This is a genomic window from Salinimicrobium sp. TIG7-5_MAKvit, assembly GCF_049569215.1.
Classification (GTDB): Bacteria; Bacteroidota; Bacteroidia; order Flavobacteriales; family Flavobacteriaceae; genus Salinimicrobium; species Salinimicrobium profundisediminis.
The window spans coordinates 3,127,245-3,142,997 of the sequence record NZ_CP145903.1 but is presented as its reverse complement, the minus strand read 5'-3'; the positions used below and the strand labels follow the sequence as shown (position 1 = coordinate 3,142,997).

Annotated in this window: 19 protein-coding genes; 3 read left to right on the top strand and 16 right to left on the bottom strand. The window is 42.7% G+C overall.

Annotated features, from left to right (window positions below; all coding sequences use genetic code 11):
• Positions 1 to 71: 71 nt before the first annotated feature.
• Both V5739_RS14140 and V5739_RS14135 read right to left on the bottom strand, forming a co-directional pair.
• Positions 72 to 1,238 (bottom strand): chorismate-binding protein, encoded by a 1,167-nt coding sequence (locus tag V5739_RS14140; RefSeq protein ID WP_423818690.1) that lies wholly within the window; start codon positions 1,236 to 1,238, stop codon positions 72 to 74.
• Positions 1,231 to 1,659 carry a PaaI family thioesterase gene (locus V5739_RS14135; protein ID WP_266070583.1) on the bottom strand — a complete coding sequence of 143 codons (429 nt, stop codon included), beginning with the start codon at positions 1,657 to 1,659 and terminating at the stop codon, positions 1,231 to 1,233. Before V5739_RS14135 ends, V5739_RS14140 begins: the two co-directional genes overlap by 8 nt.
• A gap of 45 nt (positions 1,660 to 1,704) precedes the next feature.
• Between V5739_RS14135 and V5739_RS14130 the strand changes: the two genes are divergently transcribed.
• On the top strand, positions 1,705 to 2,343 hold the full coding sequence (locus V5739_RS14130; protein ID WP_423818689.1) for an alpha/beta hydrolase: 639 nt from the start codon (positions 1,705 to 1,707) through the stop codon (positions 2,341 to 2,343).
• 416 nt (positions 2,344 to 2,759) lie between these two features.
• Here the strand turns inward: V5739_RS14130 and trxB are convergent, their stop codons facing one another.
• On the bottom strand, positions 2,760 to 3,731 hold the full coding sequence (gene trxB / locus V5739_RS14125) for a thioredoxin-disulfide reductase (RefSeq protein WP_423818688.1): 972 nt from the start codon (positions 3,729 to 3,731) through the stop codon (positions 2,760 to 2,762).
• Positions 3,732 to 3,872: 141 nt separating this feature from the next.
• Between trxB and V5739_RS14120 the strand changes: the two genes are divergently transcribed.
• Together V5739_RS14120 and V5739_RS14115 are read left to right on the top strand one after the other, a co-directional pair.
• On the top strand, positions 3,873 to 4,511 hold the full coding sequence (locus V5739_RS14120) for a trimeric intracellular cation channel family protein (protein WP_345598350.1): 639 nt from the start codon (positions 3,873 to 3,875) through the stop codon (positions 4,509 to 4,511).
• Positions 4,512 to 4,655: 144 nt separating this feature from the next.
• Positions 4,656 to 5,009: a hypothetical protein gene (locus V5739_RS14115; RefSeq protein ID WP_423818686.1), complete on the top strand. Its 354-nt coding sequence runs from the start codon at positions 4,656 to 4,658 to the stop codon at positions 5,007 to 5,009.
• On the opposite strand, the gene V5739_RS14110 is transcribed toward V5739_RS14115, so the two are convergent.
• The 13 genes from V5739_RS14110 to V5739_RS14050 form a co-directional block, all read right to left on the bottom strand.
• Positions 5,006 to 5,422, bottom strand: coding sequence for a DUF6691 family protein (locus V5739_RS14110; protein ID WP_423818685.1), 417 nt, complete (start codon positions 5,420 to 5,422; stop codon positions 5,006 to 5,008). The genes V5739_RS14115 and V5739_RS14110 overlap by 4 nt on opposite strands.
• A gap of 1 nt (position 5,423) precedes the next feature.
• Entirely contained in the window at positions 5,424 to 5,981 is a 558-nt protein-coding gene (locus V5739_RS14105) for a YeeE/YedE family protein (RefSeq protein ID WP_423818684.1), read from the bottom strand.
• 77 nt (positions 5,982 to 6,058) lie between these two features.
• Complete coding sequence (locus V5739_RS14100; RefSeq protein ID WP_423818682.1) at positions 6,059 to 6,952, bottom strand: NAD(P)-dependent oxidoreductase; 894 nt, start codon at positions 6,950 to 6,952, stop codon at positions 6,059 to 6,061.
• Positions 6,953 to 6,982: 30 nt separating this feature from the next.
• Positions 6,983 to 8,524 carry an acyl-CoA carboxylase subunit beta gene (locus V5739_RS14095; RefSeq protein ID WP_423818681.1) on the bottom strand — a complete coding sequence of 514 codons (1,542 nt, stop codon included), beginning with the start codon at positions 8,522 to 8,524 and terminating at the stop codon, positions 6,983 to 6,985.
• A gap of 18 nt (positions 8,525 to 8,542) precedes the next feature.
• Entirely contained in the window at positions 8,543 to 9,985 is a 1,443-nt protein-coding gene (accC, locus tag V5739_RS14090; protein WP_423818680.1) for an acetyl-CoA carboxylase biotin carboxylase subunit, read from the bottom strand.
• Positions 9,986 to 10,034: 49 nt separating this feature from the next.
• Positions 10,035 to 10,520 (bottom strand): biotin/lipoyl-containing protein, encoded by a 486-nt coding sequence (locus V5739_RS14085; protein WP_423818679.1) that lies wholly within the window; start codon positions 10,518 to 10,520, stop codon positions 10,035 to 10,037.
• A gap of 129 nt (positions 10,521 to 10,649) precedes the next feature.
• Entirely contained in the window at positions 10,650 to 11,006 is a 357-nt protein-coding gene (locus tag V5739_RS14080; protein ID WP_423818678.1) for a DUF3703 domain-containing protein, read from the bottom strand.
• Positions 11,007 to 11,015: 9 nt separating this feature from the next.
• Entirely contained in the window at positions 11,016 to 12,353 is a 1,338-nt protein-coding gene (locus V5739_RS14075; protein ID WP_423818677.1) for an MBL fold metallo-hydrolase, read from the bottom strand.
• A 129-nt stretch (positions 12,354 to 12,482) separates the two neighbouring features.
• Positions 12,483 to 12,971 carry a DUF2231 domain-containing protein gene (locus V5739_RS14070; RefSeq protein WP_423818676.1) on the bottom strand — a complete coding sequence of 163 codons (489 nt, stop codon included), beginning with the start codon at positions 12,969 to 12,971 and terminating at the stop codon, positions 12,483 to 12,485.
• Positions 12,972 to 12,973: 2 nt separating this feature from the next.
• Positions 12,974 to 13,288: a hypothetical protein gene (locus tag V5739_RS14065; RefSeq protein ID WP_266070564.1), complete on the bottom strand. Its 315-nt coding sequence runs from the start codon at positions 13,286 to 13,288 to the stop codon at positions 12,974 to 12,976.
• Positions 13,289 to 13,464: 176 nt separating this feature from the next.
• On the bottom strand, positions 13,465 to 14,076 hold the full coding sequence (locus tag V5739_RS14060) for a class I SAM-dependent methyltransferase (protein ID WP_423818675.1): 612 nt from the start codon (positions 14,074 to 14,076) through the stop codon (positions 13,465 to 13,467).
• A gap of 12 nt (positions 14,077 to 14,088) precedes the next feature.
• Complete coding sequence (locus tag V5739_RS14055; protein WP_423818674.1) at positions 14,089 to 14,706, bottom strand: class I SAM-dependent methyltransferase; 618 nt, start codon at positions 14,704 to 14,706, stop codon at positions 14,089 to 14,091.
• A complete protein-coding gene (locus V5739_RS14050; protein ID WP_423818673.1) occupies positions 14,678 to 15,751 on the bottom strand; it encodes an MBL fold metallo-hydrolase in 1,074 nt (357 codons plus the stop codon). Before V5739_RS14050 ends, V5739_RS14055 begins: the two co-directional genes overlap by 29 nt.
• Between the last annotated feature and the right edge of the window lie 2 nt (positions 15,752 to 15,753).

Sequence of the window (15,753 nt, the reverse complement as noted above, 5' to 3'; positions counted from 1 at the left end):
TCCTCCACGACCCAATTTAGACCTCACAGGTTTTAAAAACCTGTGAGGTCTGGTGAGGAGATAGGTTCATTTTATTTCAATAACACTTTCTTCATGGTCTCTGCCTTATTCACCGTCTCCTGCCATTCATCTTCGGGCACAGAATCTCTGGTAATACCGCCACCAACAAAAAGTACAGCCATATTATCTTCCATTTTCATGCAGCGCAAATTCACAAAGAGATTAGTTTCTTTCTTCACGGCACGATAGGCCAGGTTCTCTACATTCCTCCTGGTTCTACTTCGCTGCACATTTTTCTGCAAATTCAGCTCTCCAAGGAATCCGGTATAGAATTCCCGATCGTAATTTTCTTCTGAAAGGATAAAAGATTTAGCCATTTCCTTTGGCAAACCACAAACCGCCGGGGTGGGATGCAGGGCAGAGATAATCCGGGAGACACCTACTGTGGGGCCACCCCATGGGGTGGCCTTACTGTCTAACCCTCCGTTGATATCTGTCCGCAGATGCAACAGGCTACCCGCTTGAGTAGTATGTGGAGTGGATATTTCCAGATCTTCTACACCCGAAGCCTTCAGGTTTTCCACAATTGAATCGGTAACAAATTGCTGCTCCTGCTTTTCCTTTTCGCCCCATTCCACATCTGTTGTCCCATGATATTTCTGAGTTCCTGCGAGGGCCATGGTTCTAAACCGGCGACCTTCAACTTTTAACAGTGTTTCGGGCGTTGCCCCAAGCCAGCAGCCTACTTTTGGATGATACCAGCAGTAGACAAAGGCCGTAGGGTAAGTTTTAAGAAGTTCTTTGAATAGCTGCAGCCTGTTTTGTTCCTTCAGCTCTACTTCTTCCCTTCGTGACAGCACAACTTTATCCATTTCTCCTGCCCTTAATACAGAAACTGCTTTCCTCACCAGCTCAATATGGCCTGACTTTTTTTCTTCTGAAATATGCCCTTTTTGAGAGGTTAGTACCGCTGTACCTTCTTCAGAAACCACCTGCTCAAAATGGAGTTTTTCCGAAGTATTTTCAGCAAAAAGAATTGCTTTTTCTGAAGTGTCAAAAGGGGCAAAAACAAAGCCGCTTTCGGTGAAATTTTCGGTGTAATTCAACTCGTCATCCTGCTGCAAAAAAGCAGTGACAGTTGCCCGGTCACCAGTTAATATTGGCTTTCGATAAGCTACAAATGGTAATGCTGTCTCGAATTGCTCCTCCAGTTTTTGAAAAAATTCAGCTTCAGGCATTACTTTTCTTTTTCGGGAGGGTGATGGTGGTCAGTTTCACTACAGAAATGAGATTTTCAGCTTCATCAGTAATCCTGATATTCCAAAGTTGCGTGGTGCGGCCTTTGTGCAGGTAAGTCGCTTTGGCAAAAACGTAACCTTCAGAAACGCTTTTTAGGTGATTGGCAGAGATCTCTATACCGCGAACAATAAAATCGTTAGTATCTAAAAAAACATAACTGGCAAGGCTGCCCACGCTTTCGGCCAGGGCAACAGAGGCACCACCGTGCAGCACCCCGTCGGGCTGGTGAACCTTTGAAGTGACGGGCATTCGGGCAATGAGGTAGTCTTCTCCTACTTCAGTGAATTCTATATCAAGGGTTTCCATGAGCGTATTTTTCGAAACTTTTTTCGATAGCTCCAGAATTTCCTCATTGGTCATAGCAAATAGATTGGTTTCTTTGTAAAAGTACAAAACCACAGGAAAATGATGAACGAAAAGCAAGTTTCTTACCAAACGGTCAATACCTACAGCACCCTGAATGAACAAACCGAAAAAACAGAAAATGTTTGGGTGGTCTTCCACGGCATTGGGTACCTGAGTAAATATTTCCTGAAGTATTTTAGGCATCTCAACCAGAAAAAGAACTACATCATTGCTCCACAGGCACCGTCAAAATATTATCTCAACGGCAAATATGAACACGTTGGCGCCTCCTGGGCCACGCGGGAAAACACACAGCAGGAGATTCAAAATGCGCTCGCATACCTGGATGAAGTTTATGAAAATGAAGGTCTCAAAAATGCCAAAAATCTCGTGTTCTTCGGCTACTCACAAGGCGTCTCTGTCGTAACCCGCTGGATGGCCCAAAGACAAATAAAGCCGTCAATGCTTATTCTGAATTCCGGCAGAATTCCTTCGGAATTAAAGCCCTCCGATTTTGCCTTTTTTGAGGGGCAGGTGAATTTTGTATATGGAATTGAAGATCCTTTTATAGACAAAGAATTTTTAGCTTCGGAAGAAATGCGGATAAAAGAATTATTCCCGAAAAATTTAAAGTTCGTTCCTTTTAACGGCGGACATGAAGTGAACCAGCAGGTGATAATTAAACTTGCAGGGGAATAGTGTTTAAAGATCGCTACGCTTTTAGAAAATAGATCTAAGAGCCAGGATTTTTTTGAAAAAAGTTTATCCTAAACTTGTTTTAGGATCCAGAAAAAAGCTGAAACTCCCGATGCTTCACGACAACCTAACGTAATTATGATTAGGCTATGTCACCTCGGGCTGAGTCGAGAAGTAGAAGTTAAATGAGCTGTAAATTTAAAGTCTACAACATACTGCTGATGCCGGAAAAAGTAGAATTAGAGTTTAGATTACACGCCCTGGTACAAAATATTAGAAAGAAGGGTGCTTAAAGATCACTCTCCTTTTTCTTTTAAAAAGAAAAATTCCAAAACCTGCCTTAAAACTATTGCAAAACAAAAACCGTCTCATTCTGGTAAATGAGACGGTTTCCTTACTTTTTAAAGTAATTCCAAAAGTTATTTTGTACTTACTTCTTCATTACTCTCTACTGTAGCAAGATATCTTTCGGCATCAAGTGCAGCCATACATCCTGTACCTGCAGCAGTAATTGCCTGGCGGTATTCTTTATCCTGCACGTCGCCCGATGCGAATACACCCGGTATATTTGTTTTAGTACTTTTGCCGCTGGTAACCAGGTAACCGGTACTGTCCATATCCAGTTGTCCCTTAAATATTTCAGTATTTGGTTTGTGCCCAATAGCGATAAAAAGTCCAGTGATCTTGATCTCCTCTTTTTCACCTGTTTTATTATTTACTATTCGAAGGCCTTCAACCACCTGTTCTCCCAGTACCTCATCAACTTCAGAATTGAATTTTACCTCCAGGTTTTTGGTATTGAAAACCCTGTGCTGCATAGCTTTTGAAGCACGAAGTTCATCTTTTCTCACCAGCATGGTCACTTTGGTGCAAATATTGGCGAGATAAGTAGCTTCTTCGGCTGCCGTATCTCCTCCTCCAACAATTGCAACTTCCTGGTTTTTGTAAAAGAATCCGTCGCAAACAGCACAAGCCGATACGCCACCGCCTCTTAAACGCTGCTCACTTGGAAGCCCTAAATACTTTGCCGTAGCCCCTGTTGAAATGATCACAGTCTCTGCTTCAACCCAGGTTGAATTGTCAACACACACCTGGTGTACTCCGCCTTGTTCTTTGCTGAACTGCACTTCGGTCACCATCCCTATGCGCACCTGGGTTCCAAACCTTTCGGCCTGTTTCTGGAGGTCTATCATCATCGCAGGACCGTCAATACCCTCGGGGTAGCCAGGAAAATTATCAACTTCGGTAGTGGTAGTTAACTGCCCGCCGGGTTCCATCCCTGTGTACATTACGGGATGAAGATCTGCCCTCGCAGCATATATGGCAGCGGTATAACCCGCAGGACCCGAGCCTATTATAAGACATTTGATTCTCTCTCTGGTTTCACTCATGATATAAAAATTTCTTTGATGTAAAAGTAGTAACTTTAAAAGAAACCTGGAATTTTAAACATACAGATTTGTTATACAACAATAACTTATGCCATTGATAAGCCGTTTTAGAAGCTCCCGCTATTACCATACCTTTGTGGTATGATCGAACTGTCCTTCTTTAATATCCTGGACCTTTTAGGAACCGTTGCCTTCGCAATCTCGGGTGCACTTTCGGCAATGAACCGCCGCCTTGATCTCTTCGGGATTTTTATCATCGCGTTTGTAACGGCTATTGGTGGAGGTACCATAAGAGACATCCTTATAGGCAGCACGCCGGTTACCTGGATGGAAAATACGATCTACATCTACCTTATAGGTTTAGTAACCATACTGGCTATAATCTTCAGAAAAAAACTGGACCACCTCAAAAAATCTCTTTTCCTGTTTGATTCTATAGGGCTGGGAATCTTTACAATAACAGGAGTTGAACTGGGTATACAAAACGACCTCAACCCCATTATTTCCATTACCCTGGGAACAATGACAGGAACTTTTGGTGGCGTTGTAAGAGACATTTTATGTAACGAGATCCCGGTGATCTTTAGAAAAGAGATCTACGCTACCGCCTGTATTGTAGGAGGCCTCGCTTTTATCTTTTTCTATGAATTGGGAATGGCGCAAGATGTGATTTACATCATAACTTCGGTCACCGTGATAGTAATAAGGCTGCTGGCGGTAAAGTTTCATATCTCCCTTCCTTCGTTTTACCTGTCCCAGGAAAACACCCTTCAAAAATAGCATTTTTGACACCTCATTTTTAACAGGAAAAGATTTACAGGAATTCCCCAAATTTCATGTAACGATTTCATTTTCAGGAAGTCTTTAAGGTAAACATCAAGATCCCCCGAAGAAATTTGATTACTAACTTTAAAGATATGTGCTATGAAACGTTTTAAATTATTACTGCTGACTTTATTAATTAGTGTAAGCACTATTATTTATGCTGAAGGATCTAAAAAGATCTACGACCTCAACAGCCTTTCTGCCGAAATTGAGCATATACTTCGGGATGCCAATCAAAATCTTGAAGAAGGACATTCTATTACTGTCTTCTTTTCTGTTTCTGAAGACAAAAGCATTCAATATTTAAGTATTGCAGCCGAAAAGCCTGAAATCTGCAATTTACTTCGGAAAAAACTGCAATTTCAGAAGCTTGATGGTATAAAATGGCGCGAAGGCATGATCTACGAGCTTTCTATAACCGGAAGATCACCGGTAGCCTGCCTCAACCATTAATGCGGCAGCTTCTTCCGAAGTAATCCGTAAAGAAAAGCGCCCCCCACAGCGCCAAGCAGCACCACAATGACTGAGACATAACCTGCACCTATAAGCGTGTAGATGGGCCCGGGACAGGCACCGGCCAAAGCCCAGCCAAGTCCAAAAATAATACCTCCAAAAAAGTACTTTTTGAAGCCTCTTTCTTTAGAGGCTATTTTTATGGGATCTCCAAAAAAGGATCTTAGGTTCTTCCTTTTGATAATTTGTACTCCAATAATTCCTAAAATTAATGCCGAACCAATGATGCCGTACATATGAAATGAATCAAACCTGAACATTTCATAGATGCGAAACCAGGAAGCCGCTTCCGATTTGTACATCACAATCCCAAAAAAGATGCCTATCACTATATATCCTACTGTTCTTTTCATCCTAAAAAATTATTGGGAATAATAAATGCACCATTACAAGGCCACCAATAAAAAAACCAATTACAGCAATCAATGAAGGCAGCTGCAGGTTGCTTAAACCTGAAATAGCATGACCCGAAGTGCAACCGGCAGCATAACGGGCACCAAACCCTATCAATACCCCACCCACTAACAGGATTATAACCGATTCGAAATTACCAAGAGCTTCAAGGCTAAAAAGCCTCTCCGGGAGATAAGTTTCGCCGGCACTTAAGAACCCGAACTCTTGCAGGTTTAGAACAGTTTCTTCAGAAATATTCACCGCATTACCGTTTGACAGCAAATGCGCCCCTATGAACCCTCCAATTGCGGCTCCCAGGATTACCAGCAGGTTCCAGCGGCTCGCTTTCCAGTCTACATTGAAATAATCTGACTTCTTACCTGCCCCGCAAATGGTACACATGGTTTCAAGATTGGAAGACATTCCAAATTTCTTACCCATAAAAATGAGCAGGAACATTACCAACGCTATCAAAGGCCCTGCTACATACCACGGCCAGGGTTCAAGGATCATTTCCATAGAAAAAATTTTAGGCAAAGATAAGGCTTCCCATACTCACCTCTTCGGGCAAATGATTAGAAAACCTGATACCGGGATTACTTCAGGAAATCTTTTACATTTTGCAGCACTTTTTCTGAAAGCCTTCTTTGGGTTTCGGCAGCCCAGCCAGCACTTTTATCTGCTGTTATTACCCGCGGCAGCCCTTCAGTTTCTTCTGAAAGTTCCTTCTTCCCATCCCCGTCAAAAATGGCAAAATTCCCTTCCCTTTTTATCCAGTCCTGAAATGCTGATTCTTCAAAAGGCAGGCCAAGGGAAGTGTTGATGAGGATCTTTCGGGTGCCAAAAATGTCAAATTCGGCGCTGCTTAGAAGTAACGTATTTCGCGGAAGGTGAAAGGAAATGACATCTACCGTTTGTAAAAATTCCTGCAAGGGCAGGTAACTTATCCCATTTTCGAGATCTTTTTTGCGGGTACGGCTGTAATAAAAAAGTTTTGGCCCAAAGGGTTTAAGGCATTGGGCCAGCAGTTGCCCCGTCACACCAAATCCAATAATCCCGATTTTTTTACCGGTCAATTCCACAGGCATTTCCTGCCATTGCTGTTGACCAAGGCCGTGAAATAACCTTATTATTTCTGAAACTATGAATTCGGCCACGCCGGGATCTCCGTAATCTTTTATCCCGGTAACGGTTATCCCTTTACTGCGGGCAAAGTTCACTGCGACATTAGCCGATTCGTCATCGTACAAACTGCAGGCCATGCCGATATATTTCAGGTTTGGCGATTGCCTGATGACTTCCTCCGGAATTTCAGTTTTCCAGGAAACAACAACAGCATCGGCATCTCCAATCCGCTGCAGAAGTTCCTCATTAGAATCGGGAACATCATTGTATACTCCAATCTTCTCTTCACTCAATTCCTGAAGCTCTTCCAGCGCCCAGGGTTCAAGTTTAGTATAATCGACACAAACGATCTTTTCAAATTTCATATTGAATATTGACTATTGTATATTGAAAAACTAGAGTGGGATATTGCCATGTTTACGGTCTATGCGCAGCACTTCCTTATTTTCGAGCATACTAAAAGCCTTCAGTAGTTTTCTACGTGTGTCTTTGGGTTTGATAACTTCATCGATAAATCCGCGTTGGGCCGCTTTAAAAGGATTTGCAAATTTCTCGGCATATTCCTTTTCCTTTTCTGAAAGTTTTAGTTCCGGGTCTTCCGCAGCTTTAATCTCTTTTCTAAAGATGATCTCACTAGCACCTTTTGCGCCCATCACGGCAATTTCGGCGGTAGGCCAGGCAAAATTAAGATCGGCCCCAATGTGTTTGGAGTTCATCACATCATAGGCCCCGCCATAAGCTTTTCGGGTAATTACAGTTACTCTGGGTACGGTTGCCTCACTTAGTGCATAAAGTAATTTTGCACCGTGAAGAATGATCCCGTTCCACTCCTGATCTGTCCCCGGCAGGAAGCCCGGCACATCAACAAGAACGAGTAAGGGAATATTAAAGCAGTCGCAGAAGCGCGTAAAACGAGCCGCTTTTCTGGAAGATTCCACGTCCAAAACACCTGCAAGGCTCATGGGCTGATTGGCAACTATACCTATACTTCTGCCTCCCAGTCTTGCAAAACCCACAATGATATTATCGGCGTAATCTTTATGGATCTCAAAAAAGGTGTTTTCGTCTATTATTCCCTGAATCACCTCATGCATATCGTAAGGCTTATTCGAACTATCGGGCACTATAGATTCCAGCTCTTCCCGCACCTCATCACCAAATTCATAAGGCAATTTTTCGGGGCAAAACTTATTATTTTGAGGCATATAGCTCAGCAGCTTCTTTATGTCCTCCAAACAGCTAATATCATTTGCCGCAGTACGGTGTGTCACGCCGCTTTTAGTAGAATGCGTACTCGCGCCCCCCAATTCTTCGGAAGTTACTTCTTCATTGGTTACCGTCTTCACCACATTGGGCCCGGTAACGAACATGTAACTTGTATCCTGAACCATCAGCGTAAAATCGGTCATGGCAGGGGAATAAACAGCACCGCCAGCACAGGGGCCCATAATTGCCGAAATTTGTGGAATAACTCCTGAAGCCTGTACGTTTCTGTAAAAGATATCTGCATAACCTCCCAAAGATTTCACACCTTCCTGAATTCTCGCCCCTCCGGAATCGTTAAGGCCAATAACAGGAGCCCCCACTTTCATCGCGTGATCCATAACTTTACAGATCTTTTCGGCGTGGGTTTCAGACAGGGAACCTCCAAACACGGTAAAATCCTGTGCAAAAACATAGACAAGCCGGCCGTTTATAGTACCATAACCGGTCACCACCCCGTCACCGTAATACTGCTGCTCCTCCATCCCAAAATCGGTAGTACGATGTGTCACCAGGATACCAATTTCCTCGAAAGAACCTTCATCGAGTAAATAATCTACCCGCTCACGGGCAGTAAGTTTTTTTTGTTGATGTTGTTTTGCTATTCTTTTCTCGCCACCGCCCTTAAGAGCTTCGGCCATTTTCTCTTCCAGCTTTTTTGTATTGTCGCTCATAAAATTCTGCTTCCGGTTTTACTTGTTGGGTAATCTCAATTTCTCCCTGTCCTGTATATACTGTTTTAATGCTACTAACGCAGCCAACTCGGCTTCGTTACGGGTCTGGGATTCCAGCTTTTCTGCGGAATAATATTTCTTTACAAAATGAGTATCAAAATTTCCACTTCGGAAGGCTTCATGCTCAAACACAAATTTTCCGAAGGGAAGCGTAGTACTCACTCCTCTTACTTCATAGTTATTGATCGCCTGAAGCATACGTTCAATAGCTTCTGCACGGGTTTTTCCGTAGGTAATAAGTTTCGCCAGCATAGGATCGTAATAAATAGGCACTTCCATACCTTCTTCAAAACCATCGTCAAGCCTCACTCCCTCTCCAGCCGGGGTCTTGTATGTCTCAAGCAACCCCACACTGGGCATGAAATCTTCGAGCGGATCTTCAGCATATACCCGCAGCTCTAAAGCATGACCCGAAATTGTTAGATCCTGTTGGGAAAAAGCCAAAGCTTCTCCCCGGGCAATTCTTATTTGCTGCTCTACCAGATCTATCCCGGTGATCAATTCGGTTACAGGATGTTCTACCTGCAGGCGGGTATTCATTTCCAGGAAATAAAAATTTCTGTTCTCATCCATGAGGAATTCTACTGTCCCGGCACCTACATAATCGCAGGCTTTAGCCACTTTGACTCCAACTTCTCCCATTTTTTCACGTAAATCTTCATCAAGAATAACTGAAGGAGCTTCCTCCACCACTTTTTGATGGCGTCTTTGAATACTGCACTCGCGTTCAAACAGGTGCAGGTAATTTCCATGAGTATCGGTAAGCACCTGTATCTCGATGTGCCGCGGACTTCCCACATATTTCTCAATAAAAACAGAACCATCTCCAAAAGCCGATTCTGCCTCACTTATGGCCCGCTTCATCTGGTCTTCAAGGTCTTTCTCCTCTTCCACCACGCGCATACCTTTTCCGCCACCTCCGGCCGAAGCTTTGATCAAGATTGGAAATCCAATTTCAGCGGCTATTTTTTTGGCTTTTTCGGGGTCTGTGATGGCCTCATCGATTCCGGGAACCATGGGAATCCCGTAATCCTTAACGGCATCTTTTGCAGCCAGTTTGCTCCCCATAACCCTGATTGCTTTAGAACCCGGGCCAATCCATGTAAGGCCATTTTGCTCCACTTTTTCGGCGAAACCGGCATTCTCACTTAAAAAGCCGTAGCCGGGATGGATCCCGTCAACCCCAAGATCTTTTGCGACTTCAATAATTTTATCCCCACGCAGGTAAGATTCATTTGAAGAAGCTTCCCCTATACAAACTGCCTCATCTGCAAATTTTACGTGAGGTGCGTTACGGTCAACCGTAGAGAATACTGCGACGGTCTTTATTCCCATTTTTCGGGCCGTCTTCATAATTCTAAGGGCAATTTCGCCCCTGTTGGCTATAAGTATCTTTTTCATTCTGATTTTTTAATTTGGAAATTGGTGCTTGAAAACCGGAACTTATGTTTTATTCCATTTCAATAAGCAACTGGTTTTTGTCTACCGTTTGCCCTTTTTTGACCGTCACTGTTTTTACCACACCGTCGCGTGGCGCAGTAAGGGTGTTTTCCATTTTCATAGCTTCAAGAACTAAAAGGTAATCTCCTTCCTTTACCTCATCCCCTGCCTTTACCTGTACATCCAGGATCATTCCGGGCATAGGTGCTTTAATATCATTGATTACCTGTGCGGCGGCCAGGCTCAATCCCATATCTTCAATGAGCAGATCCAGTTCATTGAAAATTTTCACCTCGTAGGGTGCAGAATTGACTTTGACAGTGTAAGAACGATCTAAAAAATCGTATTTTTGAAGACCGGTTGTGAATGATCGATGGTTGTGGAGCACGTGGCCAGGCCCGTCAGTATTCTCCTGTAGATCAAGAGCTTCTATTTGTTCCCTGGTAAACTCGAATTCCATGCTCCCGTTTACCTTTACTTTATATTTTTCTTCCATTTATGCGTTTTTTATGCGCTTTTTGGTAAATATAAAAAATAATAATCCGGGAATTTTAGGAAATTTTGAATTATAGGCAAAAAAAAAGCCACCAAAAGGTGACCTTTTCACTCAATATTTCAAGCCTCATTACCTGAATAATTCCTGAATATCCTGTGGCACTGGCATGGGCTGTAAAGGGGGAACATTGGCTCCTCCAGTATTTCCCAAAGGAATTTTACCCACAAAAGATTTTACACCTCCAACAAGCAGCCGGGGCAATTGTCCCAGTACTTCTTTAGCATCTTTTATACCTATACCAAACCTTAGCATAAGCCAATGTGCATAAGAATGTTCCCGGGGATAAGACTGACCAATGATATGCGCCCGCTCAAGATGGTGCCATGCATGAATGAAATCCCCCTGCCGCAAAGCCTGTTTATACTGAACAAGTTCGCGCAGGTAGAAATATTTAAGCCGCTTCGGAATTTTAGTATAAAACTTCATCTTTGAAGATTAACTGAATTTTTTAATGTCTTCACTTAGGTCAAAAACCCTGGTCTTCGGAAAATGGTTCTCAATAATACTGCTCCCTGCCGAAGATCTATACCCACCGGCACAGTGCACTACTATAGGCTTATCTGCAGGAATTTCATTAGAACGCTCCCTTAGTTCATTAAGAGGAATGCTAATAGCACTTTTAAAGATTTTTCCCTGGGCTACCTCACTAGCATTCCGGATATCTACAATGTTGTATTTTTCCTGGTTATTTTTGAAATCTTCCAAATCAAAATTATCTGAACTTTCCAATAAATTACGTGAAAGGCTTACCACGCCTCTCACCTGCTTTTCATAGCCTATTTTAGCAGTTCGCTCGAGGATTTCGCCCACCTGTTCAACGCTGCCTACCACCAGGTAAAAAGGCTCTTCCGGTTTAACGATGGCCCCAAGCCAGGTTTCAAACTTGTCATTTTCTGTACGTGCCATGATGTTTATGCTGTTCGGTAAATGCCCTTTTTTAAAGGTATCGGCATCGCGTACATCAACAACAGTGATCCCATCTTCCACTTTATCTACCAAAAGCTGAAGCTTAACAGCGGCCTTTGTCTGCTGTACATTTTCGGCTCCGGTTTTGTTTACATCTACATTAAATCCGAAGTAATGCGGAATAAATGGCTGATCCTGCAGAATGGTTTCCACGAACTTTTCTTCTGTTTGCTCCTGAAATGCCCAGTTGTACTTACGTTCGTTTTCAAGGGTACTGCTGGAATCTGTGCTCATATTCTTTCCGCAGAGCGATCCTGCGCCGTGAGCAGGATAAACCAGTGCCTCGCCCGGCAGATCATTGTATTTGTTTTGAATAGTGTGGTACATGGCCTTTGCAAGCTCTACTCTTTTTGCAGTCATGTTTCCCACTTTTTCCCTAAGATCGGGTCTACCTACATCACCTATAAACAAGGTATCACCAGTAAATAAAGCAGTTTTTGCATTGGCTTCAGCAACAATAGTGATACTATCGGGGGAATGTCCCGGGGTATTTATAGCTTTAAAAGTTACCTGCCCCATTTGAAGCGACTCTCCTTCATCAAAAGCTTTATGTTCATAATCGGCACCAAGAAGTTTACTTACATAAATAGTAGCACCTGTTTGTTCGTGGATCTGGCAATGGCTACTAACAAAATCGGCATGTGGGTGGGTTTCAAAAACTGCCACAATTTGTGCATTTTCCTCTTCAGCATATCTGTAGTACTGTAAAGGATTTCTACTGGGATCAACCAATGCCATCTTCCCATCACTTACTATGGCATAGGAGTAGTGTGCAAGAGGGCTATCTTTAAATTGTTTGATTTTCATGATGTATATTTTAAATTCTTCAGCTACGGGTATACCCCATAAAAAGCCAGGACAAAAATACCCTTTTTTGGCAGGATGATACGTAACAAGGGTTACAGAAGATATTTTTCGAAATTTACAGCTGTTATTCTATTCAAATTCAGCACAGTTGCCTGAGGGAACATAAACCCCTGTAGCCTGTTGATAAACCAAAGTAGCACCAAGGTGTCCGGTATAAGTAAGGGTGCCGGTGCCGGTAGCCAGCAAGAGGATCAGGATTATTCTGAATAATATATTGTTAAAAATAGGATATTTAAGCTGCCTTAAAAGATCTACTCCCAGGCCAGCAGTAAAGAGCCAGGCGGTAGTCCAGGCCATATTCTCATGATCTTTTAAAACAGTAGGATCACAAATTTTTCTTGAAACTATACCATCTGCAAGGTCTCCGGTAAAAATAGCGATCCACACTGTGATAACCCCGGCAATAAGTAAAACAGTACCTCCCCGCTCCCATAGGTCACTGGAGTATCTTAACGCTATTACCTTAAACAGGAAAGCCACCACCAGCAAGGCGATGGGGAAATGGACAGACAGAGGATGAAAAACCTCTGTCCGCCAAAAATCGGGTATTTCTTCCATATTTATTCGAGGACCCTAACCGCCAATGGATTAAGTCTTTTCCCTTCTTTTTCTACCTCAACTTCCACTTTCATGCCCTCTTTCAAAGTAGAGAATTCAACGCTGTTCCCATCACGGGTAAGGCTTGTACTATCGCTAAAATAGAGTTCGAGGATTTGGTTCTCATCAGTTTCAACATAGATCTCTGTCTTTGAGGGTTCTACTTCCTGAATGGTTCCCTGGTAAGTTCCCGATTCCACTACATCTGTGCTTTCACCACAGGCAAAAAACAAGAAAATTGCAGAAAACAACAGAGAATTGACAAATTTGGTTTTCATAAGTTTTAATTTAGTTTACGGTTGTTTCGAACCTCTAATTTACCTAAAATGCTGTTCTTCCCAAAACCCTATGAGGTTTATTCTCAGGTTCTCTCAGAACCGTAAATACCCTTAAAGGACTTCTTATCTAAAGACTAAAAAGTTATGGGTGTGCTCACGCAAAAACAACATTCTTTCTACTTCTTCTGGGCTACAAATCGTATCACTGCGCCCAGGCCGTCGTGCCCATTCCCTTCTTTTAAATCTACTTCGGTTTCATACAATTCCAGGAATTTGAGACTCCCAAAATCCTCTTTTATCTCCTCCATAGAAAATAATAAAGCTTCATCTTTTGGACCTCCAACTGCCGGATTTTTCTCCTGATATACCTTATGCTTTTTGCTGAAGCCTTCAAAGAATATCAACCCGTCCCTTCGCAAATAAGAGATCAATAACTCGTGATATTTTTTTCTAACTTCTACAGGGAAATGAGCATAGACCAAAGTTACGGCATCAAAATCCCCTTTTTCAAACCCCAGGTCTGGCAGTTCCCCCACCCGGTAATCCAACCCGACCTCATGTTTCTTTGCAAGTTTTTCAGCTTTCTTTTTCGCCTCTGCACTTATATCAAAAGCAGTTACTTTCCAGTCACATTTAGCTGCGAAAACGGCATTTCTGCCTTCTCCTTCAGCAGCAAATAATATTTCCCCGGGATCGAACTGAGTAAACCGCGAGTGAAAATATTCATTAGGCACCTCTCCATATATGTAATCTTCACTATTGTACCTATCGTTCCAAAATTCTTTCATCTCTTTTCTAATTTATTTTTTCTTCTGAAAACTGCAAAAAGTGAAGTTTTGTGTTACTCCTGAAGGTGTTTGATGATCTACATTCTTTCCGTTCAACATGTTGAATTCCTTTTCAAAGAACTGGCATATGTCATTCACAGAATATCTCTGTACTGAGAGTCCGCTGCACTTTTCAGGGCCTTTATCCGAAAAAGTTCCCATAATAACATAACCACCGGGTTTTACTGTCTTTTGTACCCTTTCCAAATAATCTTTTTTTTGATCATCACCGGTAAGAAAATGAAACGCAGCCCTATCGTGCCACAGGTCGTAATCCCTCTCCGGTTCAAACTTTGAAGCATCGGCAATGATCCATTTTACTTCATCGGCTTTTTCGCACATCCGCTCTTTTGCCCGCTCTATAGCTTTTGAAGAGATATCTACTACTGTCACATCTGTATATCCTAAAGAAACCAGAAATTCGGCAAGGAAGCTATCTCCTCCCCCAATATCTATTATTGCTGCGTCTTTAGAAATTCCGCAGCTCCTTATAAGCTCAAGGGATATTTGTGGCATAGGTTCATACCAACTCACCTCGGTTGGTGCTTTTTCTGAATATACCTTATCCCAATGTTGCTGACTCTCGTTCATATTTTTCATCTTTATTTTCAAATAGCCACCAGGCTTCCTGTTGGTAAACTGAAGTAAAATCTACAGGTTCTCCATTTCGTGGAGAAATGAAGTTGAGGTTTGCCTTTTTTGCCGCTGTTACAAACCTTTGTATCGGCTCATTCCATGGATGGTAAGAAAGCACAAATTTTCCCCAATGTACGGGAACCACTGTTTTTGCCTGCAGGTCTAGTGCTGCCTGTACGGTTTGCTTCGGGAACATATGTATCTGCGGCCAGTATTCGCCGTACTGTCCACATTCCAGCAACGCAAGATCAAAGGGGCCATGTTTTTCTCCTATTTTCTTAAAACTCCTGTCATACCCCGAATCTCCGCCAATAAAAATTTTGAAACCGAAGATCTCAAGCACAAAAGAAGACCACAATGTTTGGGCCCGCTTAATACCGCGGCCTGAAAAATGCCTGGATGGTGTGGCACTAACCCGAACATCAGTCTGTATCTCCTTTGACTCCCACCAATCAAGCTCCTCAATTTTGCCATTTTTGACACCCCAGTTTTCCAGGTGTTCTCCTACGCCCAAAGAGGTTACAATCCTCCCGATCTTTGGCTCCAATTTTTTTATACTCGGGTAATCTAAATGATCGTAATGATCATGAGTAATAATAAGCAGGTCTATTTTCGGCATATCTTCAGCATTAAAAGCATCTGCGCCCTCAAAAGCTTTTCCAAAGAAGCGAAAAGGGGAAGCATTGCCGCTAAAAACCGGATCTACCAGCACAGTATAGCCATTAATTTGAAGCAAGTAAGAAGAATGCCCAAACCACACGAGCTGTGGCTTTTTGGGATCGAGATTTTTAAGGTCGGTTTTTAAATGTGGTAACTCTCCTGCAGGTTTTACAGAAGAAGGTCGCAAAATCATCTTTTTGAGGATAGTGAACATTGACGCATCACCGGGATTTACCGAAGTTACCTCAACATTTTTAAAACTGCCTTCCCGGTAGTGCCGGGAGTTTTTTATCCGTTGCAGGCGATGCCCCGTCGGAGTTTTTCCAAATCTCTTCATCATAG

Excerpts from the sequence above, each read along its gene's own strand:
- V5739_RS14140 (WP_423818690.1), bottom strand. The coding sequence starts at position 1,238 with ATGCCTGAAGCTGAATTTTTTCAAAAACTGGAGGAGCAATTCGAGACA.
- V5739_RS14070 (WP_423818676.1), bottom strand. The coding sequence starts at position 12,971 with ATGGAAGAAATACCCGATTTTTGGCGGACAGAGGTTTTTCATCCTCTG.
- V5739_RS14105 (WP_423818684.1), bottom strand. The coding sequence starts at position 5,981 with ATGGAAATGATCCTTGAACCCTGGCCGTGGTATGTAGCAGGGCCTTTG.
- V5739_RS14100 (WP_423818682.1), bottom strand. The coding sequence starts at position 6,952 with ATGAAATTTGAAAAGATCGTTTGTGTCGATTATACTAAACTTGAACCC.
- V5739_RS14115 (WP_423818686.1), top strand. The coding sequence starts at position 4,656 with ATGAAACGTTTTAAATTATTACTGCTGACTTTATTAATTAGTGTAAGC.
- trxB (WP_423818688.1), bottom strand. The coding sequence starts at position 3,731 with ATGAGTGAAACCAGAGAGAGAATCAAATGTCTTATAATAGGCTCGGGT.
- V5739_RS14065 (WP_266070564.1), bottom strand. The coding sequence starts at position 13,288 with ATGAAAACCAAATTTGTCAATTCTCTGTTGTTTTCTGCAATTTTCTTG.
- V5739_RS14135 (WP_266070583.1), bottom strand. The coding sequence starts at position 1,659 with ATGACCAATGAGGAAATTCTGGAGCTATCGAAAAAAGTTTCGAAAAAT.
- V5739_RS14130 (WP_423818689.1), top strand. The coding sequence starts at position 1,705 with ATGATGAACGAAAAGCAAGTTTCTTACCAAACGGTCAATACCTACAGC.
- V5739_RS14095 (WP_423818681.1), bottom strand. The coding sequence starts at position 8,524 with ATGAGCGACAATACAAAAAAGCTGGAAGAGAAAATGGCCGAAGCTCTT.
- V5739_RS14050 (WP_423818673.1), bottom strand. The coding sequence starts at position 15,751 with ATGATGAAGAGATTTGGAAAAACTCCGACGGGGCATCGCCTGCAACGG.
- V5739_RS14120 (WP_345598350.1), top strand. The coding sequence starts at position 3,873 with ATGATCGAACTGTCCTTCTTTAATATCCTGGACCTTTTAGGAACCGTT.
- V5739_RS14110 (WP_423818685.1), bottom strand. The coding sequence starts at position 5,422 with ATGAAAAGAACAGTAGGATATATAGTGATAGGCATCTTTTTTGGGATT.
- V5739_RS14080 (WP_423818678.1), bottom strand. The coding sequence starts at position 11,006 with ATGAAGTTTTATACTAAAATTCCGAAGCGGCTTAAATATTTCTACCTG.
- accC (WP_423818680.1), bottom strand. The coding sequence starts at position 9,985 with ATGAAAAAGATACTTATAGCCAACAGGGGCGAAATTGCCCTTAGAATT.
- V5739_RS14055 (WP_423818674.1), bottom strand. The coding sequence starts at position 14,706 with ATGAACGAGAGTCAGCAACATTGGGATAAGGTATATTCAGAAAAAGCA.
- V5739_RS14085 (WP_423818679.1), bottom strand. The coding sequence starts at position 10,520 with ATGGAAGAAAAATATAAAGTAAAGGTAAACGGGAGCATGGAATTCGAG.
- V5739_RS14075 (WP_423818677.1), bottom strand. The coding sequence starts at position 12,353 with ATGAAAATCAAACAATTTAAAGATAGCCCTCTTGCACACTACTCCTAT.
- V5739_RS14060 (WP_423818675.1), bottom strand. The coding sequence starts at position 14,076 with ATGAAAGAATTTTGGAACGATAGGTACAATAGTGAAGATTACATATAT.